Genomic DNA, 23,155 nt, shown 5'->3' on the forward strand with positions numbered 1-23,155 from the left:
GCACCCGTCAACCGAACGGGTGCGGCGGGAGCGGGACGGCGGAAGGGGTCAGGCGACCTCGACCATCTGCTCGGCGTCGTCCATGGGGCGCAGCTCGTCGGCGTAGCTCACCGAGACGCGGCGCATCACGCCGCTGTCGCTGATGGAGTACTGGCCCAGGCGCCACAGCGGCGGCGAGTACGCGTGGATGGAGACGCTGCCGTGCACCGCGCCGGTGAGCCGGTGGATGTGGTCGGGGCCGAACGAGAAGGACTCGCCCTCCGAGATCACGGTCTCCAGGTGCTCGCCGCCGATGCGGGGGTTGCACTCCAGGAGCGTCCCCGCCACCACGCGGACCGCTCCCGAGGAGGTGTCGTGGTCGTGCCAGCCGGTGTCGTCCTCGGGACGCCAGCACAGCAGCCAGACGTCCACGTGGGAGTCGCGGTAGAGGGAGGCGAAGTGGCGCCCGCCCTCCTCGGGGAACTCCACCTGGTCCGCCCACCCGGACGGGTCGGCGGCCAGCTCGTTGACCAGGTCGAGGAGCTCGCGCCGGTCGAGGGCGCGCGCGGGCAGGGCCTCGTAGCTCATGAGGTCTCACCGCCGGACGGCCAGGAGCCCGCGACGTCCACTCGCCCGGCGTGACTGACATGACCGGCGTGCCCGGCGGCTCGTACGCGCCGCTCGCTCACGGCTTGGTTCGCCGGGAGCGCACAGCTCTCGCGGCCCTGGTACTGGTTCACTTGCGCGACTCCTTTCCGTTCAGCAGGCGGTTCGGGTTGGTGACCGCGACGGCGTGCCAGGCGGCGTCGCCGAGCGCGGGGTCGGGTGCGGTGGCGTAGGGCTGGTCGGAGCCGCTCACCACGATGTCGACGCCGAGTTCGCGGACGACGGCGTCGATGGCGCGCGGGCCGTAGGAGGAGGTCTCCAGGAACATGTCGGGATCGACCTGTCCACGGCCCTCGCCGCCCCGGCTGGCCAGGCGCTCGGAGTGGAGCGGGGCCAGCCCGGCGAGCAGCGAGAAGCAGACCCGCAGGCGGGGGTGACGGGCCCGCCCGAAGGCGGCGAAGGCGTACCACGCGGCGTGCATCTGCTGCACGTACGGCACGACGGCGGGCCACCAGCCGGGCCCCTCGGGCTCGGTGGCGGGGCCGGGGTGCACGAAGAGCGGCAGGTCGCGCTCGGTGAGCACGTCGAGCAGCGGGGCGACCCGGGTCAGTCCGGCGGCGTCGCGCACGGCGGTCGCGGGCAGCTGGAGCCCGGCGAGCCCCGGCCGCACGTCGTTTCGTACGCCGTCTCGCGCGTCGAGGGCCTTGGCGAGCCTGGCGGGGTCGATCTCGCTGAGGCAGGTCGCCGCCCAGGCGCCGAAGGGCGCGGGCAGGGCGAGGGCGTCCTCGTGGTAGGCGTCGATGATCGGCCAGGCCTCGCCGGGCGGCAGCGACTCGATGCCGAGCGGGCTGGACAGCGACACGAGGGCCAGGTCGAGCCCCGCGTTGAGCGCGAGGCGCCCGGCGAGGTCGTGGTCGGCGGGGTCGACCTCGTAGGCGGGCTCACCGTCCAGGTGGAGGGTCCAGCCGTCGAGCCGGGGCGCGGTCGTGCGACGTCTGAGCGCGTCCACGAACGCGGGCGTCCACAGATGCTGGTGAACGTCGACGGTCACGACGGGTCCCCTCCTTTCGCGTCTTCGAGGTATTCCCTACCTAGAATAGGGGTAAACGCCCCCACCTCGCTACATCCAACAGTGACACGGTTCAGTGAACCGTTTCAGTGAACCGTTTCACCTGGCTTCGTGTCAATACCTCCCGATCTCCCGCGACGCCGCCGATCGCGCGGGTGGCGCGCCTGTCGAGGCCCCGAGGAATAGGCTGGTCCGATGCCCCAGCCCCGGAAACGAGCGACCATACGGGAGGTGGCGAAGGCCACCGGCCTGTCGCCCGCCGCCGTCTCGTACGCCCTGCGCGGCCTGCAGGTTTCTGAGGAGACCATCGAGCGGGTGCGTCAGGCCGCGGCCGAGCTCGGCTACGAGGCCGACCCCATCGCCCGTGCCCTGGCCAGCGGCCGGACCGGCATGATCGGCCTGCTCTGCGGCTCCCTGGAGGACCTCTGGCAGCAGGCGCTGGCCGTCGGCATCGGCCGCGCGCTCAAGGACAACGACCGCTACGCCCTGATCCTGGACGCCGCGGGAGACCCGGCCAGGGAGCACACGCTCGCCAGGCAGCTCCGCGACCAGCGGGTGGACGCGCTGATCGTGCAGCCGGTCGACCCCGCGGCGCCGCTCTGGGCCGAGCTGTGCGAGGGACTGCCGGTGGTGTCGATCGGCGACGCCCTGGCCGGGGCGCGCGCCGCGGGCGAGGTCGTCTTCGACAACCGCGCCGGGGTGACCCTCGCCCTGGAGCACCTGCGCCGGAGGGGGCACCGGCGCCTGGCCGTCCTCACCTCGACACGGGCCAGCACCCCCGACCGCCCCGCCGACGTGCACGTCCTGGCCGAGGCCGGGCGGCTGGACCTGGACATCGAGATGGTCACCTCCTCGCAGTCGCTGGCGACCGCCACCCGGGTCGCGGGCGAGATGCTCGACGCCGGTCACCGGGCGTTCTTCTGCTTCGCCGACTCGATCGCGTACGGCGTCTACGCGGCCTCGGCGGAGCGGAAGCTGGGCATCCCGTTCGAGGTGTCCGTGATGGGCTACGACGACCATCCCATGTCGGGCCTGCTCACCCCCGGCCTGACCACGGTCGACTGGGACATCGACGGCATCGTCCGGGCCGCCGTCCGCATCGTCGTGGCCGCCGCCGACGGCAACCCGCGCCGCCGCCGCATCGTCCAGGCGCCCCAGCTCCGCGAGCGCGGCTCGGTCGGCTGACTCACGGGCTCCTAAAACTGACTCATGGGCTCCGAAGGCTGACTCACGGGCTTCGAAGGTCGAGGCCGGGCAGGAGCCCGCGCGCCGCGTCGAGGTCGGCGTCCAGGGGACGGTCCTCCATCGCGGGATCGAGCGGCAGGTCGCAGGGCAGGCCGCGCCGCCGCAGGGCCCGTACGGAGGCCACCAGCTCGCACGCCAGGACGATCTCCAGCGGTTCGGCGGCGGCGAGCGTGGAGCGGGCCGCCTGCGGGGTGAAGCTCGCGTGGTCCTCGGTGCCCAGGGAGAGCACGGCCCCGCCCAGGGTGACCGGGGCGGCCAGGTGGCGCAGCTCGGCCAGCGCGGAGTGCGCGACGTATTCGAGGATCATGACCCCGGACAGCCCGGGACGTTCGGCGAGGAAGGGGAGCAGGCCCGTGTGGGCCGGATCGTTCAGGGTGGCGAGCCTGGCGGCGCTCAGCGTCGCGGTCTGCACGAGCGCGGCCCGCAGGGCGTCGAGGGCGAGCGCGACCCGCGCCGAGTGGAAGTTGCCGTTGTGCCAGGCCCTGCCGTCGGCGATCAGCGGGTTCTCCGGGGCCGCGTTCATCTCCTCGGCGACCGTCCGCTCCGCCCGGCCGAGGGCGTCGAGGACGGCGCCGTGGACCTGCGGGAAGGCGCGGTAGCCGTACGGGTCCTGGACGCGGCGCGGGCTGGTGGAGCCGACCAGGGCGCGCAGCCCGGCCGCGACCCCGGTCTGCTCGGGGCCGCGTTGCACGACGGGGGAGAGCGGTTCGAGCGAGGCGTCGACCGCACGGAAGGAGTGGGCCGCGACCGCCGTGGCGGCGGACAGCAGGACGCCCAGGCGATGACAGGCCAGCGCCGCGTCCGCCAGGGTCGCCGCGCCCGAGCTGATGAACGGCAGCGCGTCACCGGAGGCGAGCGCGAACCGGGGCACCGGATCCCCCGCCCGCGTCGTGGAGCCCCCCGCGTCTGCAGTTCGGGCCTCGGAGGGCGGGGTCCAGGGAAGCTCGCCCAGGAGGCAGAGCGCGGTGGTGGCCAGGGCGGTGAGGTCGCCGGTGCCGATGGCGCCGTAGGTGCGGATCGGCGGGGTGAGACCCCGGTTGACGACGGCGGCGAGCACCGGCAGGAGCGCGGGGTCGACCCCCGAGCCGCCGGCGAGCAGCTGGTTGAGGCGGACCACGAGGGTGGCGCGGGCGCGGAACGCCTCGACGGCCGGTCCGGCGCCGCCCGCGTGGCTGCGGAGCAGGTCGAGGCCGGTGTCCTCGGCCGCCACGTCCTTGTTGGCGCCCACACCGGTGGTCCGGCCGTACACGGGCCCGTCGAGCAGGCCGGCCGTCCGCCATGCCGCCTCCGCGCGGCCGGTGGAGCCCAGCGCGATCCCGGAGCCGTGGGCCGCCCGGCCGACCTGCTCGCAGGTCAGGTGGGCGCCGTCGAGGACGACGGTCATCGGTTCAGTCGCCGACGATCGCGTCGAGGATCAGGTCGAGCAGCCAGCTGACCAGGCCGATGACGATCGCGCCCCAGAACGCGGCCCAGAAGCCGTCGACGTGGAAGGGCAGCCGGAACTGCTCGGCGATCCAGCTGGTCAGCAGCAGCAGCCCGGCGTTGACCACCAGGGCGAACAGGCCGAGCGTGAGGATGTAGAAGGCGCAGCCGAGCGTCGCGATGATCGGCTTCAGGACCGCGTTGACGACCCCGAAGACGAAGGCGACGGCGACGAGCGTGCCGATCTCCCTGACCGGGGTCCGCGCGGACACCGTGATGCCGTCCACGAACTGGGTCGCCGCCCACAGGGCGGCTGCCACCACCAGTATTTTGATGATTATTTTCACGTTTCGGGATCCTCGCATGGATGGCCGGACGGGCGGTAGGTTCGCGCCCTAAATATGGATATATACGCATAACGGGTGATTTGCTGGTCGGCCGCGTATCCGCCGGTCCGGTCACCTCGGGCGGTGAGGACGCGGCGGCCGGGACGTACGGCCGGCCCGGCACCCGCGGAAAGTTTCGCATCCGTGACCGTATGCGGTCATGAAAGTGGCGAGATCATGTCAGGCGTGCCGCTCCCCGGCGGGGAGAAACGCCGCCGGATGGGAAGGTCCCAGATGAGGAGCACGAATCGCCGAGGGGGCCTCATCATGTCCAACGTCCGATCATCCACCGGTCGACCGGAAAAGCCGTCCGCCGGAGCCGGGACGACGCCCGGGGCCGGGGCCGACGCGCACTCCGTCCCCAAGCCGGGCCCCCCGCCCAAGCCCGGGCCTCCTCCCAAGCCGGGACCCCCGCCGAAGCCCGGTCCGCCCAAGCCCGGGCCTCCGCCCAGGCCGGGCCCCGATCCCGGCCCGGGAACGGAGCCCGACACGGGAACCGGGGACACAGGGACAGGGGACACAAAAAGCGCTGAGGGCGCTGAGGGGCTCGCGTCGCGGGCGGGGCACACCTCCGCGAACGGCGCGAAGGCCGGACCCGCCGGTCGCACGCCGCACGGGGAGGGGAGTACGACCTCCAGGGAGATCCGGCTCGCGTCGCGGCCCTCCGGGTGGCCGACCCCGGAGAACTTCGACCTGGTGGAGGTCCGGCTGCCCGCCCCCGCCGAGGGGGAGGTCCTCGTCCGCAACCTCTTCATGAGCGTCGACCCCTACATGCGGGGGCGGATGAACGAGGGCAAGTCCTACACCCCGCCCTTCCAGGTCGGCGAGCTCCTCGACGGCGGCGCTCTCGGCGAGGTCGTCGCGTCACGCGCGCCCGGCCTCGCGCCCGGGGACACCGTCACCCACAGGTCCGGATGGCGCGAGTACGCCGTCCTCGACGCGAAGGAGGCCCGCCGGGTCGAGGAGATCCCCGGGGTGCCGCTCTCCGCCTACCTGGGCGCGCTGGGCATGACCGGCCTCACCGCGTACGTGGGCCTGCTCGACATCGCCGGCTTCAAGGACGGCGAGGCGGTGTTCGTGTCCGGCGCGGCGGGGGCGGTGGGCAGCATGGCCGGGCAGATCGCCCGGCTGAAGGGCGCCTCGCGCGTGGTGGGCAGCGCCGGGTCGCGGGAGAAGGTGACCCACCTGGTCCGCGACCTCGGCTTCGACGCCGCCTTCAACTACCGCGACGGAGAGATCCACGAGCAACTCGCCAGGGCGGCCCCCGGCGGGATCGACGTCTACTTCGACAACGTCGGCGGCGAGCACCTGGAGGCGGCCATCGACGAGCTGAGGACGTACGGCAGGGCCGCCATGTGCGGGTCTATCTCCTCCTACAACGCCACCGAGCCGGTCCCCGGCCCGAGGAACATCGGCCTGACCGTGGGAAAGCGGCTCACCCTGCGCGGATTCCTCGTGTTCGACCACCCGGCGCGGCTGCCCGACATGATCGCGGAGGTGGGCGCCTGGCTCCGCGAGGGCAAGATCACCTTCACCGAGACCGTGGTCGACGGCCTGGAGAACGCCCCGAAGGCGTTCATCGACATGCTCCGAGGCGCCAACACGGGAAAGATGCTGGTCCGATTGGTGCACTGAGGGTGCATACCGTCAATTGCGCATGACGGCCATATTCTCGGGGCAGAAGGGGCGTGAGGGGGTGGGTCTGTTGGAAACGGACGAGCTTGAAGCGCTGTCGGCCCAGGAACTGCATGATCGCGCGGTCCACTACGCCGTGCACCACGGAGATCTCGGCTTCCTGTGGGAGCTGCTCACGCTGATTCCCGCGGCGGAGGCGTCCGCGGGGAACGAGGACCAGACGACCAACGACCTCAGCCGGGTCTCGGCCCTGCTCAGCGACGCGATGGCCTCGGGCCACGGGGAACTGGGCGAGGCGCTGCGGCCGTTCTACATCGAATACCTGTCCAAACATCCGGAGGCCTGAGGCGGGCCGGGCTCCCGCCCTCACCCGGGCGTTCCTCCCTTCGCGGGCCTCTGTAGGGTGATCCGCAGATTCAGGGGGAGGAACGCCATGGCACAGGTGAGAGTGGAGCGGACCGACGACGGGTTCGTGGCCCGCAACGACCGCGGAGCCGAGGTCGCCATGGGCGGCGGCGACGAGCAGGGGGTGTTCACCCCCGTCGAGCTGCTGCTCGCGGCGCTCGGCGGCTGCAACATCGTCACCGTGGAGCCCCTGACGGCCCAGCGCGGCCACCGGATGACCCGCCTGGCGATGACCGTCCAGGCGGAGAAGGTCGACTCGTCCAGGCTGGGGACGATCACCGTCACCTACGACGTGGAGCTGCCCGAGGGCGACGAGAAGGCCGCCGAGGTCCTCCGCGCCGTGGCCCACCGCGTCGAGGAGAAGTACTGCACGGTGAGCCGGGCCCTGAGGGACAACATGGAGATCAACCTCGAACTCCCCTGACGCTCCCGCTGCGACCCCTGTCGGGAGACCCCGCCGGGAGATTCCGCGCCCGCGCGCGTCCTCCTTACTCCCCCGGCACTCCCCGGCACTCCCCAGCACTCCCCGGCACTCCCGGGCACTCCCAGGCCGGGAACCTGGTGATCTTCGCGACCCTGGCCCGGACGGCCGGAGGGCCCGGGGCGGGTGCCCGGAAACCAATGGAATCGCCTCCTCGATGCCGAGTCCTCGCGTATCCGCAGGGGCTGGCGGCGCTTCGGTGATACCGGGTCAAGGTTGGGTGTAGGCGCAAAATCAACCTTTGGATGACGCGCCCGTTACATTTGGCTAGGTAGTGTTGTTGCAGGTCGAGGGGTCTGCGAAGCCCGGGGGGAGCGTTGCAGAGACTTTTCACCGGATAAGGACGCGAGGGGGATCGCGTTCCTGAGCGGAGCAGCCGGAGTCTTGGGGGAGACGATGGCAAAGCCCGCGAAGAGGTCGGGGCCGGACAGTTGGGGGACTGTCCGGCCCCGCACCTGTTTGAGGACCGGACGGCCTGATTCCTCCTGGCGACGGACGGGCGAAGGACGGATGGCAGACGTGCGGCGGGCGGGGACCGAACGGGATCAACCGGGGTGCGAGCGCGCTGAGGCTGCTGCTAGAGTTACCCCCGTTGCAAGCGCCGCTAGCTCAGTTGGTTAGAGCAGCTGACTCTTAATCAGCGGGTCCGGGGTTCGAGTCCCTGGCGGCGCACCACAACCCAGACCAGCGCGTTCCCGGTTCGTCACGGGGGCGCGCTGGTCTGTTTTCGTCCCGCACCGGTCCGGTCACCCGGTGACCGGCGTCGACGGACCGGGCCCGGAGAGTCGAAGATCCCTCACCCCGGAGTCTCACGCCCTCGGAGTCTCGCGGCCCTGGAGTCCCATGGCCTTGGAGTCTCGCGGTCTCGGAGTCTCATGGCCCCCGGCGCCTGTCGGTACGCGCGGTGCTTCTTGGTACATACGGCGCTTCTCGGTACGCACGAACTCGCGCTCGCGCTCGTCCAGCGGGTCCTCCCCGCGGCGCGCTTGGTCATCGGCGGCGTCATCGGCGGTCAATCCACGCTTGCGATATACCTCACAAATCCGGCATATGGCGCACGCTGTTATCCACCAATCATCTCGGACGACCATCCTCGCGATTAAATCCCGGTAGCGCCGCCGCCTATTGCTTCCGTTGTTTCACCGGAACCCATGGCATCAAGCTACAAGTTAGGGCAATCTCGTTCCCAGGAATTTCTGATCGTGAGTTCAGGGAGTGTGCCGGTTGCGCGTGCTGATCCGGGTGGAAAACGATGGCGGCGGCGGCCTCGCAAGGTGGCTGGCGAACGATCCGGTGGCCAAAAGCGCCGAGTTCTCCCCGGTGGGAGACCCCGAGGAGATGGGGGCCGGTGAGGTTATTCAGGCCACCGTGGAAAGTGCGACCGCGCTCGGAGGACTCGTCGTCGCGATCGCCGCATGGCGGGACTCCCGTCGCAACAGCGCGTTTTCGCGACAGCCTCGTGTGCGGATCGAAAAGAACGGCGTCTCGGTGACGGTCGACGGCGATCCGGAGGAAATCGAGCGGATCATTCGGGCTCTCACCCGGCGGGACGAACCCGGTGACGACAAACCTGGTGACGGCGAACCCAGTGACGGCGAACGCGGTGACGACGGACCCGGTGACGACAAACCCGGTGACGACAAACCCGGTGACGACGGCCACCCGAGCGCGATCCCGTGACCATGCCGAGTCCCGACGGCTCCCGGGCGGTGCTGATCGGGACACATTCGGGATGTGGGGATCTCGGGCTGGCGGACCTGCCCTCGGTGAAGCGGAATCTCACGGAGCTGCGGCGGCTTCTCACCGACGGGACCGCATGGGCCCTGGCACCCGAGCACTGCGTGTCCATACCGCAGCCGGAATCCTCCAAGGAGGTGCTGTGGCTCGTCGAGAAGGCCGCTCTTGAGACGACCGACACGCTGCTCGTCTACTACTGCGGGCACGGGCTGCTGGCCGGGCGGGACGAGGAGCTGTTCCTGGCACTCTCGGGCGCCAGATGGGCGGACGAGTGCCTGCGGTACGAGGCGCTGAGGACCAGGCTCAGGGAGGCCGGCCGCAGGGCGAGCCGTACGGTCGTCATCCTCGACTGCTGCTTCAGCGGCCGCGCGCTGCCCGGCCGCCTGGGGGAGACCGTGCTCCCCCAGGAGATGATCGAGCGCGCCGTGCGACTCAAATCAGACATCAAGGGTGCCTGCATCCTGACGGCCGCCGCCGCGACCAGGAAGGCGCTCGCCCCGAAGGACGATGATTTCAGCGCCTTCACCGGTGAGCTGATCGAAGTCCTGCGCCACGGGATTCCCGGTGGCGCGGAGTTCCTCGACATGACCGCGATCTACGGCGAGGTCGCCGAACGCCTGGCGCGGCGCCCGGGAGTCCCCGAGCCCCAGTTCGGGACGTGGGAACACGGTGGCGGCATCGTCCTGACCCGTAACAACGCCTTCCCCCGGCCGCCCGGAGCGGCGGAGAAACGCCCGCGCGACGACGCGTCCGCCGATACCTGGCGACACCGGGTCCGCCGTGAATACAAGGATCCGCTGGCGGTGTCGATGGCGGTCTTTCTCGGCTCCGTCGGCGGTGCCACCATCTACGGCTCGTCGAAAACGGCCGCCACCGGCCTGGCCGTCGGCGTGCTGACCTTCGTGGTCATGTACGGAGTTCGCCTTCTGCTCGCGGTGACGCTCTCCGGAAAACCGTATGTCCCACCAGAACCGGTGCCGGAGACAGTGAACCCGTAACCCGCTCCCGACACGGTTCGGCCGGTCCCTGATGCCCTTTATGGCAGTGACCCCTTCAGTGACTCTCTCAGTGATTGCCCGTCGTTGACGCTTGGAGACGTGCGTGGATTCTCGTCGGTCCCCTGTTTCGCCCTGGATTCCCTACACCGTCGCGATAACCGCGAGTCTCCTGGTCATCTCCGTCGCGTACTGGTACGTGAACGGTCACCCGTCATCGTCCGATCCTTCCCTGCTGCCGTGCGTTCAGTTGAATGTGACCTCCTCGACGGAGAAAAGCGCGCTGATCGGCTCCCTGGCCGAGACCTATGGGAAATCCAACCCCCGGATCGGGTCCGGCCGCTGCGTCACCGTGTCCGTCGACCCCTTCACGTCCGGTGCCGCCAAGAAGGCCATAGCGTCGAACTGGTCGCCCGACGACGCCAGAGGGCATACGAGAAAACCGCATGTGTGGCTGCCGAGTTCGTCGCTCTGGATCGTCGAACTGCGCGCCGACACGTCGTACGCGGACAGGGACGAACTTCCCGGGACCTCCCGTTCGATCGCGAAGAGCCCGATGGTGATCGCCATGCCGGAGGAGATGGCGAGGGCGATCGGCTGGCCGGAGAAACAACTTCGCTGGAAGGACGTGCTCGGCCTGGACCGGAACACCTGGGTCAGGTCCGGGTACGGCGACTGGGGCCCGTTCTCCTATGTGAAGGACGACCCGAGCTTCTCCACCTCCGGGTTCGCCGCCACGATCGCCACCTACTATTCGGCGGCGGGAAAGACACAGGGACTCACGACGCAGGACATCGACGCGAACAAGAAAGTCGACGACTTCGTCCGGAAAGTCGAAGCGAACGTGTCCTACTACCCGCCCGACATCATGAATTTCCTAGGTGAGATGGGCGGTCCGGGCGAGAAGAGAAAATTCAGCGCGGTGGTCATGCAGGAAATGCTCGCCTACCTGCACAACCAGGGAAATCCTGACGGCAGGCCCCGCCCGGCCGGTTCGAAGCCGTCTGACCCGCAGCTGGTGGCGATCCACCCGGCTGACGGAACACTCATGCTCGACCACCCTTACGTCATCCTGCCCGGCGTCGAGGAGGACGAGCGGGAGGCGGCCGAGGCCTTCATGGAATTCCTGCTGGAGCCGACCCGGCGCGCCGAGTTCACCGCCCTCGGCTTCCGGTACGGCGACGGACTTCCAACGCCGAATCTCGCCAGTTCACTGGGCTTTTCCGAGGGGCAGAAATCCACCTTGATGGCCGTGCCGGGACCGGAGGTCATCACCAGAATCCGCGAGCGCTGGCAGGAGCTCAGCAAGCGGGCCAGCCTCCTCATCCTGGTCGACCGGTCCGGCTCCATGGCAGAAGACTCGACCACCCCCGGAAAGGACCGGATGGAAGCGGCCAAGGAAGCGCTGACGAACAACGCCACCTTCCTGAACACCAAGGACCAGGTGGAGATCTGGGGATTCGCCTCCGATCCGAATGCCCTGCATCCGGACGTACTCGCGAAGAGCGAGTTCGGCGACGGGGTCGCATTCGGCGGAGCGGTCGGCAAACTTGCGACAGCGACCGGACAGTACGATGACACGGCGTTGTGCGTCACCGTCCGCGACGCGCACAAGCACATGTTGGAAAACCTTGACCGATCGAGAATAAATGCGATCGTCATACTCACCGATGGAAAGAACGACTACCACGACGACCCGTGTTCCATGAGGACTCTGGGCGCGAAACTCGCCGAGGACGACCCGAACGGTGACGTCAAGATGTTCGGCATCGGAATCGGCTCCGAGAAAGAGGGGGCGAACATCCCCGCGCTGCGCGGTATGACCAGACGCACCGGCATCACCTTCGACGCCGTCAAGGACCCGGAGAAGCTTGACACCGCGTTCGCCGACATCTTCAGGACGGTGTCCCCCGGACAGGGGTTGTGAATCGCCCCGGCCTTCGTCCCGCGGAGCGGGAACGTCGACGAGCGGTGGTTCTCGGATCGGAGGAGCCCGGTCACGGGTGTGACCGGGCTCCTGTCGTGGATCAGCGGATGTTCCGGGTCAGCGGACGGTGAGGGGCCGGTAGGCCCGGAACTGGGTGCCGGTGGTGAGGCCGTGCTTGACGACGCGGTGGTCGGTGCCGTAGCCGGAGCGCTGCTGGTAGGCCCAGTAGGAGGTGCGCTTGGCGTCGGCCCAGCGGTCGAAGACGACGACCTGTCGTGCGGTGTTGCCACCGACCGGGTCGATGACCAGGTCTCCTTGGAGGAGTTCGGTCATCTTGATCGGGCGGGTGTGGGCGCCGGTGGCCAGGACGGTGGTGATGGGTCCGGGCTTGGCCAGTCCTAGAGTCATGGAGACGTATCCCGAGCCGTCGGCCCGGTAGCCGCCGTACTGTTTGGTCTGGCTGTAGGGGACGCGTTGCGCGGTGGCGGGCTTCCAGGTCTTGGCCCGGGCGATCACCTGGGCGCGGGGCACGCCGTCGGCGGGCCACAGCGCCGAGACGATCATCTGTCCGTCCGCCGCCTGCGGCTGGTACCGCTCCGGGTACTTCGACACCTGCACGCGCTGGCAGACGTCACCCACCACCGCCGTCCGCCAGGACCCGTCGGGATACTTGCGGAGCATCTTGTCCAGGAACGCACTGGTCGCCCAGGCCACGTCCAGCCGCTGGGCGGGGCTGCCCCAGGTGGCCCGCTGCTGGAAAACCCCCAGGCTGTCGTGGTCCACCTCCCGGTTGATGTTCCGCACGCCCGTCTCGACGATGGCCGTGGTGATCGCGACCACCGCGGCCTCCCGGGGGAGCCCGCGAGCGCGGACCGCCGCGACCACCGTCCGGGCGCAGGAGACGCGGTAGCCGTCCAGGTAACCGCGCATCTTCATCGTGAGCAGGCCGTTGAGCGTGACGGCCAGCTCCGTGTCGCCCGCCGTCACACCCCCGTCGCCGCAGGGAGCCGTCGGCAGGGGGGCGGCCACGGCCGCGGGGGTGCCGAGGAGGCTCATCCCCATGGCCGTCGCGAGAAGCAGCGCTCCCGCGATCCTGCTCGATCCGCTCAGACCGCTCGATCCGCTCAGACCGCTCGGGCTGGTTAGACCAGTCAGAACGGTCAGACCGATCAGGCTGCCCGGGCCGTTCAGACTGTCCGGGCCGCTCAGTCCGTCCGGGCCGGCTGGACCGCTCGATCCGTCAGGAGCGATCGGGCCGCTCAGTCCGTCCGGGCCGTCTGGAACCCCGGGACCCCCGGGGCCCTCCGGACCGTCCGGGCCTGACCGTCCGCCGCGGGATCGTGGCCGGTGCACTAGCGAATCCTCACCGGACGGTAGGCCCGGAACTGGGTGCCGGTGGTGAGGCCGTGCTTGACGACGCGGTGGTCGGTGCCGTAGCCGGAGCGCTGCTGGTAGGCCCAGTAGGAGGTGCGCTTGGCGTCGGCCCAGCGGTCGAAGATGACGACCTGTCGTGCGGTGTTGCCACCGACCGGGTCGATGACCAGGTCACCCTGGAGCAGTTCGGTCATCTTGATGGGCTTGGTGTGGGTTTTGGTGGCCAGGGCGGTGGTGATGGGTCCGGGCTTGGCGAGACCGAGGGTCATGGAGACGTATCCCGAGCCGTCGGCCCGGTAGCCGCCGTACTGCTTGGTCTGGCTGTAGGGGACGCGTTGCGCGGTGGCGGGCTTCCAGGTCTTGGCCCGTGCGATCACCTGGGCGCGGGTGACCGTGGTGGGCGCCGGTGGCGCGTCCTCGCGGATGTTCAGCGCCCGGTACGCCTTGTACTCGCTCTTCGCCGCGAGTCCGTAGTTGCGCGTCCGGTGGTCCGTCCCGTAGCCGCCGCGCTGCTCGTAGGCCCAGTACGAGGTACGCGCGGAGTTGGCCCACCGTTCGAAGATGACGACGTGCCGGGTGGTGTTGCTGCCGATGGCGTCGATGACCAGATCGCCCTTGAGCAGCTGGGACATCTTGATGGGACGGCTGAAGGCGCTCTTGGCCAGCCCGACGGTGATCTGTCCGGGCTTGCCGAGGCCGAGTGCCATGGAGGCGTAACCGGAGCAGTCGGTCCGGTAGCCGCCGTGCTGCTTGGTCTGGCTGTAGGGGATGCGCTGCGCGGTGCCGGGCTTCCAGGTCTTGGCCCGGGCGATCATCTGCGAGCGGGTGACCGGTGCCGCGGCGGCCAGCGTCTGCGCCTGCTCCTCGTCCGGTTCCGGGGACGTCTCGGTCTCGTCCTCCTGCGCGGGCGGCGGCGTCGTGGAAGTGGGCGTAGGGGTGGGGGTGGGGGTGGGTGCCGGCGTCGTGGTCGCCTGCGCCAGCGGGTCGGTGTGAGTGCTCGCAGCCTGTGCGGACGCCGTCGGCGCCAGGCCGCCTCCGCAGGCGAGCACCGTGATGAGTGCCAGGTTTCCCGCCGTGATCCAGGAGCTTCGGTTCGAGGTCATGTGCTCTCCTTGTCCCTGCCGTTGATCGTTCGGTTGGCGGGACACACGCTGGCAGGAAATTCCTGAAACACATCGTGAAATTGGGGAAGTTGGGACAATAGTTCCCAGTGTGACGATATGACCTGCGATGACTCAGGCCGCTGAGACAAGGTTGGGACGAATCACCGTGGTGAATGGGATCGAGAACACGAGCCGGAGCCGACGACAGCGCCCGCTGCCCGACGATCTGCCCGAGCCGACCCGCGTTCTCCTGCGGGAGCTGAGGGCTCTCAAGGAACGGGCGGGGCTCGATCTGCGAGCACTGGAACAGGCCACCCACGCGAGCCGGTCGTCCTGGGGGCGATGGCTCGCCGGGGACACCTGGATTCCCCTCGACGCCGTGGAAGGGCTCGCCCGGCTGTGCCGGGAGGACGAGAACCGGTTCCGCGAGCTGTGGGAGGCGGCCGAGCAGGCGCGGCGGATGGCAGGCTTCCCGGAGCCGGGTGAACGTATCCGGGAGGTGCCCGCCGAGGTCTCCGAGAGGGAGACGACCGTGGGGATCTCGGGAGGACTCTCGAAGGGGGAGGGGAGCCTTTCGGAGGAAGAGGGGAACCTCTCAAGGGGAGAGGGGAACAGGGGCGGGGACGAGCCCGGGGGCGAGGGCGAGCCCGGCGCGCACGTGCCGCGCCGGTTGACGAGCCGACTGACGAACCGGTTGACGAGCCGCCCGCGGAGGCGGTTCCTGATCGGGACCGCGCTGGGCCTGTCCGTCGGCGTGGCCGCCGGTGTCGTGCTCGGCGGATCGGCTCTCGAAAGCCGGGCGGGCGAGGGCGCCGGACCGGCGGCGACGGTCTCCGGCGGTGTCACGAGCGGTGCCACCGGGGCGGCGAAACCGGCGGTCGACCGGGCCGGGATGATCGGCCGTGCCAGGAGCTGGCATCCGGCCACCGCGCGGCGCGTGCCCTACAGCCAGTTCAAGACGTACGGCGGCTACCGGACAGACGGCTCCGGCTACGTCTCCATGACGCTCGGACTCCCGAAGCCGGGTCCCAACACGATCAACCTCGCCTCACCGAACTTCAGCAGGCGTATCGAGATGACCGAGCTGCTCCAGGGGGATCTCGTCATCGACCCGGTGGGCGGCAACACCGCCCGCGCTGTGGTCATCTTCGACCGCTGGGCCGACGCCGGGCGCACCTCGTACTGGGCCTACCAGCAGCGCTCCGGCTACGGCACCGACCACCGCGTCGTCGAACACGGCCTGAAGCCGGGCGACCAGTTCCGGGCCCACCGGCCGGTCAACCTCAAGAACGGCGTTCCCGCCTCGGACACCCCCGCTTCGGACACCCCCGCGTCGGACTGACCGGTCGGCGCGTCGTCCCCGGGGCGGAGCACATCGCCGGTCCGGGGTCCGGGGTCCGGGGTCCGGGGTCCGGGGTCCGGGTTCTTCCCCGTCGCGCTCCGGGAGCGCGGTGCGAGGGGTATCGGCCCCCGGTGAGGCGTGGTCCGGAGCGGCGCGGACAGGCGTGCCGCACACCGGCCGCACATCGGCCGAACTCCGCCGATTCGGCGATCATGGAGAGAGCGCTCCCCGGCAAGGGGTGATTGCGTTCACGTTTCCTGTCGACGTCGGATCCGGTTCAGCCCGCCGACGGACCCGGCGAAGCCGGGAAAGCGCTTCCTCCACGACGCTCCGATTCGGCCAGGTCAGCGGCGATTGGCACGGTGCAAAAGGCGGTAAGGGAGCGTTCCCCAAGATGCACCGGTGTCCGTCCCCGATGTGCGAGCTGTTTCGGTCAGGTTAAACAGCCTCTTGACAAGGATTGTCGAGCAAGAGCAATCTCGGGTTGGGAGAGCGCTCCCTCAGCTTTTTCCGGCGTCCCCCTCCAGAGGCGCCGGACCACCGTCCCGAGACCTTTGACCACCGGTCCACCCCCCACAGAGACCTGGAGTCCTTCCCATGGCCTCGCTCCGCCGATGGTTACCACCCCTCACCGCTCTCCTCACCCTCACCGCCCTCCTGTATCCGCTCCCGGCCACCGCCACCGCCACAACCACGGCGAAAGCCGCCACCGTGGCCGCCCCGCCCGTCGATCCCACCAAGTTCCAGCAGGTCACGCTGGCCAAGGGGGTCGCCGAGGTGGGAGAGCCGATGACGATGGCGGTGCTGCCCGACCGCTCCGTCCTGCACACCGCCCGTGACGGCACGGTCCGGATCACCGACGCCGCCGGGAACACCAAGGTGTCGGGCAAGCTCTCCGTCTACTTCAACGACGAGGAGGGCATGCAGGGCGTCGGTATCGACCCCGGCTTCGCCACCAACCGGTTCGTCTACCTCTACTACGCGCCGCCGCTGTCCACGCCCCCGGGCAACGCCCCGCTCGACGGCACCGCGGCCGACATCGCCCGCTTCGACGGCGTCAACCGGCTGTCGCGCTTCCGGCTGAACACCGACGGCACGCTCGACATCGCGAGCGAGAAGGCCGTCCTGGACGTGAGAACGAGCCGGGGCTTCTGCTGCCACGTCGGCGGCGACATCGACTTCGACGCCGCGGGCAACCTCTACCTCACCACCGGTGACGACTCCGAGCCCGGTTTCAACGACGGCTACGCCCCCCTCGACGACCGGGCGGGCCGCAACCCCGCGCTCGACGCGCAGCGGGGCGCCGCCAACACCAACGACCTGCGCGGCAAGGTCCTGCGTATCAAGGTCAACGCCGACGGGTCGTACTCGATCCCGGCCGGGAACATGTTCCCGCCGGGGACGGCGAACACCCGCCCGGAGATCTACGCGATGGGCTTCCGCAACCCGTTCCGGATGAGCGTCGACAAGGCCACCGGCGTGGTCTACCTCGGCGACTACGGCCCCGACGCGGGCACCGCGGGCCCCCGCGGGCCGGGCGGCCAGGTCGAGTTCGACCGGATCACCGGTCCCGGCTTCTACGGGTGGCCGTACTGCACGGGCAACAACACCCCCGCCGAGACGTACGCCCGCTACAACTACGCCACCGCGACGGTCGGCGCGAAGTACGACTGCGCGGGCGGGGCGGAGAACACCTCCCGCAACAACACGGGCCAGGTCAAGCTGCCCCCGGCCAAGCCCGCCTGGATCACCTACGACGGCTGCAACTTCCAGCCGTTCGGCTGCGGCGCGGAGTCGCCGATGGGCGGCGTCGTCTACCGCTACTCCGCCGCGCTGAACTCACCGGTCAAGTTCCCGCAGTCGCTCGACGGGCACTTCCTCGCCGGTGAGCTCCAGCGTCAGTGGATCAAGGACATCGAGGTGAACGCCGACGGCAGCCGGGGCACCATCCAGCCCTTCCCCTGGACGGGCAAGCTCGTGATGGACATGGCGTTCGGCCCCGACGGCGCCCTCTACGTGCTCGACTACGGCACCGGCTGGTTCAACGGCAACCAGGACTCGGCGCTGTACCGCATCGAGCACATCGGCACCGGCGGGCGGGCGCCCATCGCGAAGGCGGCCGCCGACAAGGTCTCCGGGAAGGCGCCGCTGACCGTGGCGTTCTCCTCGGCGGGCACCTCCGACCCGGACGGCGACGCGCTCACCTACTCCTGGGCGTTCGGCGACGGCGGCACGTCCACGGCGGCCAACCCCACCCACACCTACACCACCGACGGCAGGCGGGTCGTCACGCTGACCGTCAGGGACAGCACCGGCAACACCGCGACGGCGAACGTCGAGATCAACGTCGGCAACACCGCGCCCGTCGTGCGGATCGACCTCCCGCTCAACGGGCAGGTGTTCAGTTTCAGCGACGCCGTGCCCTACCGCATCACGGTCACCGACGCGGAGGACACGACGATCGACTGCGCGAGGGTGAAGATGAACTACATCCTCGGGCACGACACCCACGGGCACCCGATGGCCACCGCCAACGGCTGCTCGGGCACCATCCAGACGCCCGGCAACGGTGAGCACGACGGGGCCGCCAACCTGTTCGGGGTCTGGGACGCCGAGTACACCGACGCGGGCGGGCTCACCACGCACACCCAGCACGTCACCCAGCCGAGGAACCGGCAGGCAGAGCACTACACCACCTCCCAGGGGGTGGCCCAGTACGACAAGCCGACCGCGCACGGGGCGAAGACCGTGGGCAGCATCGAGAACGGCGACTGGATCTCCTTCGACCCCTACGTCCTGAGCGGCGCCACCAGGCTCACCGCCCGGGTCTCCTCGGGAGGAGTCGGCGGGACGATCCAGGTCAGGGCGGGCTCGGCGACCGGGACCCTGCTGGGTACCGCCACCGTGGCACCGACCGGCGGGTGGGAGACGTTCGTCGACGTCTCCGCGACCCTGACGAACGCCCCGGTCGGGACCACCAAGCTCTTCCTGGTCTTCGCCGGAGGAGCGGGCTCGCTGTTCGACGTGGACGACTTCACCCTCACCACCGGAACGGGCCCGCCGCCCACCGGCACGCTGCTGTCGGCGGGGCGCCCGGTCACCGCGTCCTCGGCGGAGAACGCCGCCTCGGCGGGGTCCAACGCGGTGGACGGCAACCTCGGTACGCGCTGGTCGTCGACGTTCTCCGACCCGCAGTGGATCTCGGTCGACCTGGGCTCCGCCCGCCAGGTGAACCGGGTGAAGCTGCAGTGGGAGGCCGCCTACGGCACGGCGTACCGGATCGAGACCTCGACCAACGGCACGACCTGGTCGCAGGTACACGCCACGACCGCCGGTGACGGCGGCGTGGACGACGTGAGCTTCACCGCGACGAGCGCCCGCTACGTGCGGGTGTACGGCACACAACGTGCCACTCAGTACGGCTACTCCCTGTGGGAAATGGAGGTCTACGGTGCGTAATGTCATCGCGGTCGTCACCGCGTTCTTCGTCGTCATGATTGGTCTGGTGGCTCCGGCCATGGCCGCGGATCCGGCGTACAAGGTCCTGGTCTTCTCCAAGACGGCCGGGTTCCGGCACGACGCCATCCCCGCGGGCATCACCGCGCTGCGCGGGCTGGCGACCGAGAACGGCTTCACCGTCGACGCCACCGAGGACGCCGGTGCCTTCACCACGGCCAATCTGGCCCAGTACCGGGCGGTCGTCTTCCTGCTGACCACCGGTGACGTGCTCAACGCCGCGCAGCAGACGGCGTTCGAGTCCTACATCGGGACCGGCGGCGGATACGTGGGCGTCCACGCCGCCGCCGACACCGAGTACGACTGGCCCTGGTACGGCAACCTCGTCGGCGCCTACTTCGCCTCCCACCCGGCCATCCAGCAGGTGACCGTACGGGTGGAGGACCGCACGCACCCCTCGACGACCCACCTCCCGGCGGCCTGGGTGCGCACCGACGAGCTGTACAACTACCGCACCAACCCCCGCTCCACCGCCCGCGTGCTCGCCACGCTGGACGAGTCGACCTACTCCGGCGGGTCGATGGGGGCCGACCACCCGATCTCCTGGTGCAAGGCGTACTCGGGCGGCCGTTCCTGGTACACCGGCCTCGGCCACACCATCGCCTCCTACACCGAGGCCAACTTCCGGGCGCACCTGTACGGCGGTCTCCGCTACGCGGCCGGGGTCGTCGCGGGCAACTGCGGGACCACCCCGAACCCGACGCCCACCCCGACGCCCACTCCCACCCCGAGCCCGGGCGTCGTGCTGCTGTCGTCCGGACGTCCGGTGACGACCTCCTCCACGGAGAACGGCGCCTTCGTCGGGAGCAACGCGGTGGACGGCAACGGCGGCACCCGCTGGTCCTCGGCGTTCTCCGACCCGCAGTGGATCTCGGTGGACCTGGGTTCGGCCAAGCAGGTCAGCCGGGTCCGGCTGAACTGGGAGGCCGCGTACGGCAGGGCGTACCGGATCGAGACCTCGGCCAACGGCACGACCTGGACGCAGGCGTACGCCACGACCACCGGTGACGGCGGCGTGGACGACGTGAGCTTCACCGCGACGAGCGCCCGCTACGTGCGGGTGTACGGCACCCAGCGGGCGACCCCGTACGGCTACTCGCTGTGGGAGCTGGAGGTCTACGGCAGGTAGGCCACCGGGGCCGCGACGGCTGGCCCCGGAGGTTCGGCGGTTCTCAGTGACGAGAATCCCGGTCCGGTTCGCCGGGCCGGGATTCTCGGCGTTTCCGAGCGGCCGCCGCCGGAGCGCGGCCCGGGGTTTTCCGGTGCGCCGCCGGAGCGCGGCCTGGAGTTTTCCGGTGCGTCGCCAACCGGCCGGGGATCGGGCACGGGCAGCGCCCTCGGCGGGGCCGGTCACGCCGGCGGTGGCACCGGATCTCTCATGACGGGCCCGCGAACACGTCGCCGGCGTCGCGCAGGGCTTCGCCGGCGTCACGCAGAAGGGGCGGGCCGTGGCCGAGGCCGGCGATCCGCGGATCGAGCGCGGCGAGCCGCCTCAGCGCCCTTCGGGCCCGATCCCTGTCGACGTTGAACGGTCCCAGGGTGGTTCGCCCACCGGGGCCGCTGATCGCGACATCGCCGGTCAGCACCGCCGCGCAGTGCGGCAGATGCAGGGCGACGCTGCCCCGGGTGTGCCCCGCGACAGCATGAACGATCATGGATTCCCCGGCGTCGACGGCGTCGCCGTGTTCAAGCTCCACCGAGACCTCGCACCGGGGTGGCCTCATGTTCTCCGGATGGGCGGCGGCGATGCTCTCGTAGACCGGCCGTTCCGCCGCGGTGAGGTCCGGCGACGGCGCGGGGCTTTCGCCACGCAGCACGGCCGCGTCGCGAAAGCCGGCACACACCTGAGCGCCCGTCGCCGCGGCGAGCGCGGACGCGGCGCCGGCGTGGTCGCTGTGGAAATGCGTGAGCACGATGAACTCCACATCGTGAGCCGTGCCGCCGAGCTCGGCGATCGCGCCAAGAACCGTCGTCTCGTCGCCGTACAGCCCCGGATCGACGACGACGAGGCTGCCGGTGGCCGTGCGCCACAGGTACGCGTTGCTGGCCGAGGTGGGCAGATACCAAAGGTCACGGGCGATCGCCCGCGCGCCGGTCACGCTCTGTTCCCTTCGATGGTGCCGGCGGTCCCGGGCCGGCTACCGGCGGGAAGGAAGTCGGGGAGGGTGATCTTGTCGGCCGGCGGGGAGATCATCTTGTCTGCCAGGGCGAATCGCTGGGCCAGCGGACTGCCCGCCGCCTTCGCGAGGGTACGCAGGGTCCTGATCCCGGCCCGGGTCCGGGGATGGGCGATGCCCGGCGTGCCCGGCGGAAGTTTTTGCGCACCGGCGACATAGGGCCGCATCCTTCGCTCGAAGCGGTCGAAAGCCTGTGCGTGGTCCGGCGCCGTCGCCAGTTCTGCGGCGAGCACGTAAGCGCCGACCAGGGCGAGGCTTGTTCCCATGCCGCTCAGGGGGGCCGCGCAGTAGGCGGCGTCGCCGACCAGCCCGATACGGCCCCTGCTCCAGCGGGGGATCCGGATCTGCCCGACGGTGTCGAAGTAGTAGGGCGCGTCGTCGAGGCCGTCGAGAATGCGCGGGGCCGCCCAGCCGGCGTCGGCGAAGGTCTTGCGCAGAATGGCGGTTTGGTCCCGTTGATCGAGATCCTCAAGGCCGCGGACGTTCGACATGAAGGCCAGGGTGGCTCGGATCGTGCCGAAGTTGTCCGGCCGGACGGTCACGGAGCGCCGGCCGGGCAGGTTGCACCAGCGCCACCAGTCGCTGTCCTCGGCGGTCCGGGGGATCGTCAGATACGCCAGGTAGAGGTCCAGGTGGCTGATGCGCGCGTCGGGCATGACCAGGGAGCGCGTCCGTGACGTCAGGCCTTCGGCGATGACGACGATGTCGAAGGAGCGCGGCGCGGCGTGCCGGAAGGTCACCTCGACGCGGTCGCCCCGGTCGTCGAGTCCGGTGATCTGGTCACCGAAGACGTACTCCGTGGCGGGCAGCGTGCTCTCGCAGATCACGCGGGAGAGTTCGCCGCGCAGGATTTCGAGTTCGGCGGTGGCGCCGTCGACGGCGGTGGCGTTTTTCGGGAAGGACGCGACGGTTCGCCCTCGGTCGTCGACGATCTCGGTGCCCTCCTCACCGGTGGCGGTGGCGAACAGGGCGTCCTCGATGCCCATGCGGCGCACGACCTCGCGTGACGCTCCTCGAATGTCGATGTTCTGGCCGGCGTCGCGCGGACCGTCGAAACGCTCGACGACGGTCGTGCTCCAACCGGCCGCGTTGAGCCAGTAGGCCAGGGCGGGGCCCGAGATGCTGGCTCCGGAGATGAGGATGCTGGGTGTGGGCATCGTCGGATACACGTCCTTTGGGCGGTTGGGGGGTCACCGGGGACGGAGTTTCCCCGGTGACCACACTTGACGGAGGGGCGGGTGACACTCGACCCACAATATATAGTTTTATCTAGTAACTAGACATTGGAGAGTAAAAGTTCATGGGCGACCAGCACCAGGAGCTGCCGGAACTCACGGAGGCCACGATCGCGGTACAACACCTGATCGGCGCCGCGCGCGAACTCTCGGCCCGCGCCGCACGCGAACTCGGCGTCAACGCCACCGACATGGGCGCCCTGTCACTGCTGGAGCAGCATGGGCCGATGGGGCCCGCCGAACTCGCGTCGCGACTCGGGATCCGGTCGGCGTCGGTGACCGTGCTGATCGACCGCCTCGAACGTGCCGGCCACGTAGAGCGCTCCAGCCATCCCCGCGATCGCCGCCGCGTCACCGTCGCCGCCACCCCGTCGGCACACCGGGCCACCCTTGAGTTCCTGCGCCCCGCGATCATGGCCATCGACGGCATCAGCAGGACGCTCGACGCCGACGCCCAGCACACCGTCACCGATTACCTCAAGCGGGCGACACGTGCCATGCGGCCGTGAACGACCCCGCCG

19 protein-coding genes and 1 tRNA gene are annotated in these 23,155 nt (G+C 70.0%); 12 read left to right on the plus strand and 8 right to left on the minus strand.

Translation table 11 applies throughout. The features are described 5' to 3' along the window. Positions 1-48: 48 nt before the first annotated feature. Both ACSC1Q_RS19990 and ACSC1Q_RS19995 read right to left on the minus strand, forming a co-directional pair. Complete coding sequence (locus ACSC1Q_RS19990; RefSeq protein ID WP_436760209.1) at positions 49-567, minus strand: cysteine dioxygenase; 519 nt, start codon at positions 565-567, stop codon at positions 49-51. Between the two features lie 148 nt (positions 568-715). Then, positions 716-1,636: an amidohydrolase family protein gene (locus ACSC1Q_RS19995; protein ID WP_436760210.1), complete on the minus strand. Its 921-nt coding sequence runs from the start codon at positions 1,634-1,636 to the stop codon at positions 716-718. Positions 1,637-1,849: 213 nt separating this feature from the next. Here ACSC1Q_RS19995 and ACSC1Q_RS20000 point away from each other — a divergent pair, with 213 nt between their 5' ends. After that, positions 1,850-2,839, plus strand: coding sequence for a LacI family DNA-binding transcriptional regulator (locus tag ACSC1Q_RS20000; protein ID WP_436760211.1), 990 nt, complete (start codon positions 1,850-1,852; stop codon positions 2,837-2,839). 43 nt (positions 2,840-2,882) lie between these two features. On the opposite strand, the gene ACSC1Q_RS20005 is transcribed toward ACSC1Q_RS20000, so the two are convergent. Together ACSC1Q_RS20005 and ACSC1Q_RS20010 are read right to left on the minus strand one after the other, a co-directional pair. Continuing rightward, complete coding sequence (locus ACSC1Q_RS20005; protein WP_436760212.1) at positions 2,883-4,283, minus strand: aromatic amino acid lyase; 1,401 nt, start codon at positions 4,281-4,283, stop codon at positions 2,883-2,885. A gap of 4 nt (positions 4,284-4,287) precedes the next feature. Further along, on the minus strand, positions 4,288-4,668 hold the full coding sequence (locus ACSC1Q_RS20010; protein ID WP_436760213.1) for a phage holin family protein: 381 nt from the start codon (positions 4,666-4,668) through the stop codon (positions 4,288-4,290). A gap of 681 nt (positions 4,669-5,349) precedes the next feature. On the opposite strand from ACSC1Q_RS20010, the gene ACSC1Q_RS20015 reads away from it, so the two are divergent. The 7 genes from ACSC1Q_RS20015 (at position 5,350) to ACSC1Q_RS20045 (ending at position 11,887) form a co-directional block, all read left to right on the plus strand. After that, complete coding sequence (locus ACSC1Q_RS20015) at positions 5,350-6,342, plus strand: NADP-dependent oxidoreductase (protein WP_436760270.1); 993 nt, start codon at positions 5,350-5,352, stop codon at positions 6,340-6,342. 61 nt (positions 6,343-6,403) lie between these two features. Continuing rightward, a complete protein-coding gene (locus ACSC1Q_RS20020; protein WP_436760214.1) occupies positions 6,404-6,688 on the plus strand; it encodes a hypothetical protein in 285 nt (94 codons plus the stop codon). 87 nt (positions 6,689-6,775) lie between these two features. Beyond that, positions 6,776-7,171, plus strand: coding sequence for an OsmC family protein (locus tag ACSC1Q_RS20025; protein WP_436760215.1), 396 nt, complete (start codon positions 6,776-6,778; stop codon positions 7,169-7,171). A 655-nt stretch (positions 7,172-7,826) separates the two neighbouring features. Continuing rightward, positions 7,827-7,903 (plus strand) — tRNA-Lys (locus ACSC1Q_RS20030). Between the two features lie 555 nt (positions 7,904-8,458). After that, positions 8,459-8,908 carry an effector-associated constant component EACC1 gene (locus tag ACSC1Q_RS20035; RefSeq protein ID WP_436760271.1) on the plus strand — a complete coding sequence of 150 codons (450 nt, stop codon included), beginning with the start codon at positions 8,459-8,461 and terminating at the stop codon, positions 8,906-8,908. 2 nt (positions 8,909-8,910) lie between these two features. Next, complete coding sequence (locus ACSC1Q_RS20040; RefSeq protein WP_436760216.1) at positions 8,911-9,963, plus strand: caspase, EACC1-associated type; 1,053 nt, start codon at positions 8,911-8,913, stop codon at positions 9,961-9,963. Positions 9,964-10,066: 103 nt separating this feature from the next. After that, complete coding sequence (locus ACSC1Q_RS20045) at positions 10,067-11,887, plus strand: vWA domain-containing protein (RefSeq protein WP_436760217.1); 1,821 nt, start codon at positions 10,067-10,069, stop codon at positions 11,885-11,887. A gap of 117 nt (positions 11,888-12,004) precedes the next feature. On the opposite strand, the gene ACSC1Q_RS20050 is transcribed toward ACSC1Q_RS20045, so the two are convergent. Next, entirely contained in the window at positions 12,005-12,949 is a 945-nt protein-coding gene (locus tag ACSC1Q_RS20050) for a hypothetical protein (protein WP_436760218.1), read from the minus strand. Positions 12,950-13,239: 290 nt separating this feature from the next. Next, a complete protein-coding gene (locus tag ACSC1Q_RS20055; protein ID WP_436760219.1) occupies positions 13,240-14,364 on the minus strand; it encodes an NlpC/P60 family protein in 1,125 nt (374 codons plus the stop codon). Between the two features lie 166 nt (positions 14,365-14,530). On the opposite strand from ACSC1Q_RS20055, the gene ACSC1Q_RS20060 reads away from it, so the two are divergent. The 3 genes from ACSC1Q_RS20060 (at position 14,531) to ACSC1Q_RS20070 (ending at position 20,351) form a co-directional block, all read left to right on the plus strand. Next, positions 14,531-15,706: a helix-turn-helix domain-containing protein gene (locus ACSC1Q_RS20060; protein WP_436760220.1), complete on the plus strand. Its 1,176-nt coding sequence runs from the start codon at positions 14,531-14,533 to the stop codon at positions 15,704-15,706. 597 nt (positions 15,707-16,303) lie between these two features. Continuing rightward, positions 16,304-19,165, plus strand: a complete 2,862-nt coding sequence (locus ACSC1Q_RS20065) for a PQQ-dependent sugar dehydrogenase (RefSeq protein ID WP_436760221.1) — start codon at positions 16,304-16,306, stop codon at positions 19,163-19,165. After that, on the plus strand, positions 19,158-20,351 hold the full coding sequence (locus ACSC1Q_RS20070) for a ThuA domain-containing protein (RefSeq protein ID WP_436760222.1): 1,194 nt from the start codon (positions 19,158-19,160) through the stop codon (positions 20,349-20,351). Before ACSC1Q_RS20065 ends, ACSC1Q_RS20070 begins: the two co-directional genes overlap by 8 nt. A 247-nt stretch (positions 20,352-20,598) precedes the next feature. Here ACSC1Q_RS20070 and ACSC1Q_RS20075 read toward each other — a convergent pair whose 3' ends face one another. Both ACSC1Q_RS20075 and ACSC1Q_RS20080 read right to left on the minus strand, forming a co-directional pair. Further along, on the minus strand, positions 20,599-21,321 hold the full coding sequence (locus ACSC1Q_RS20075; RefSeq protein ID WP_436760223.1) for an MBL fold metallo-hydrolase: 723 nt from the start codon (positions 21,319-21,321) through the stop codon (positions 20,599-20,601). Further along, positions 21,318-22,556, minus strand: coding sequence for an FAD-dependent monooxygenase (locus ACSC1Q_RS20080; protein ID WP_436760224.1), 1,239 nt, complete (start codon positions 22,554-22,556; stop codon positions 21,318-21,320). The genes ACSC1Q_RS20075 and ACSC1Q_RS20080 overlap by 4 nt, the downstream gene beginning before the upstream one ends. A 143-nt stretch (positions 22,557-22,699) precedes the next feature. Here ACSC1Q_RS20080 and ACSC1Q_RS20085 point away from each other — a divergent pair, with 143 nt between their 5' ends. Then, positions 22,700-23,143 (plus strand): MarR family winged helix-turn-helix transcriptional regulator, encoded by a 444-nt coding sequence (locus tag ACSC1Q_RS20085; RefSeq protein ID WP_436760225.1) that lies wholly within the window; start codon positions 22,700-22,702, stop codon positions 23,141-23,143. Positions 23,144-23,155: the final 12 nt, after the last annotated feature.

It is taken from the genome of Streptosporangium heterodermiicola, assembly GCF_051390675.1.
Lineage (GTDB): Bacteria > Actinomycetota > Actinomycetes > Streptosporangiales > Streptosporangiaceae > Streptosporangium.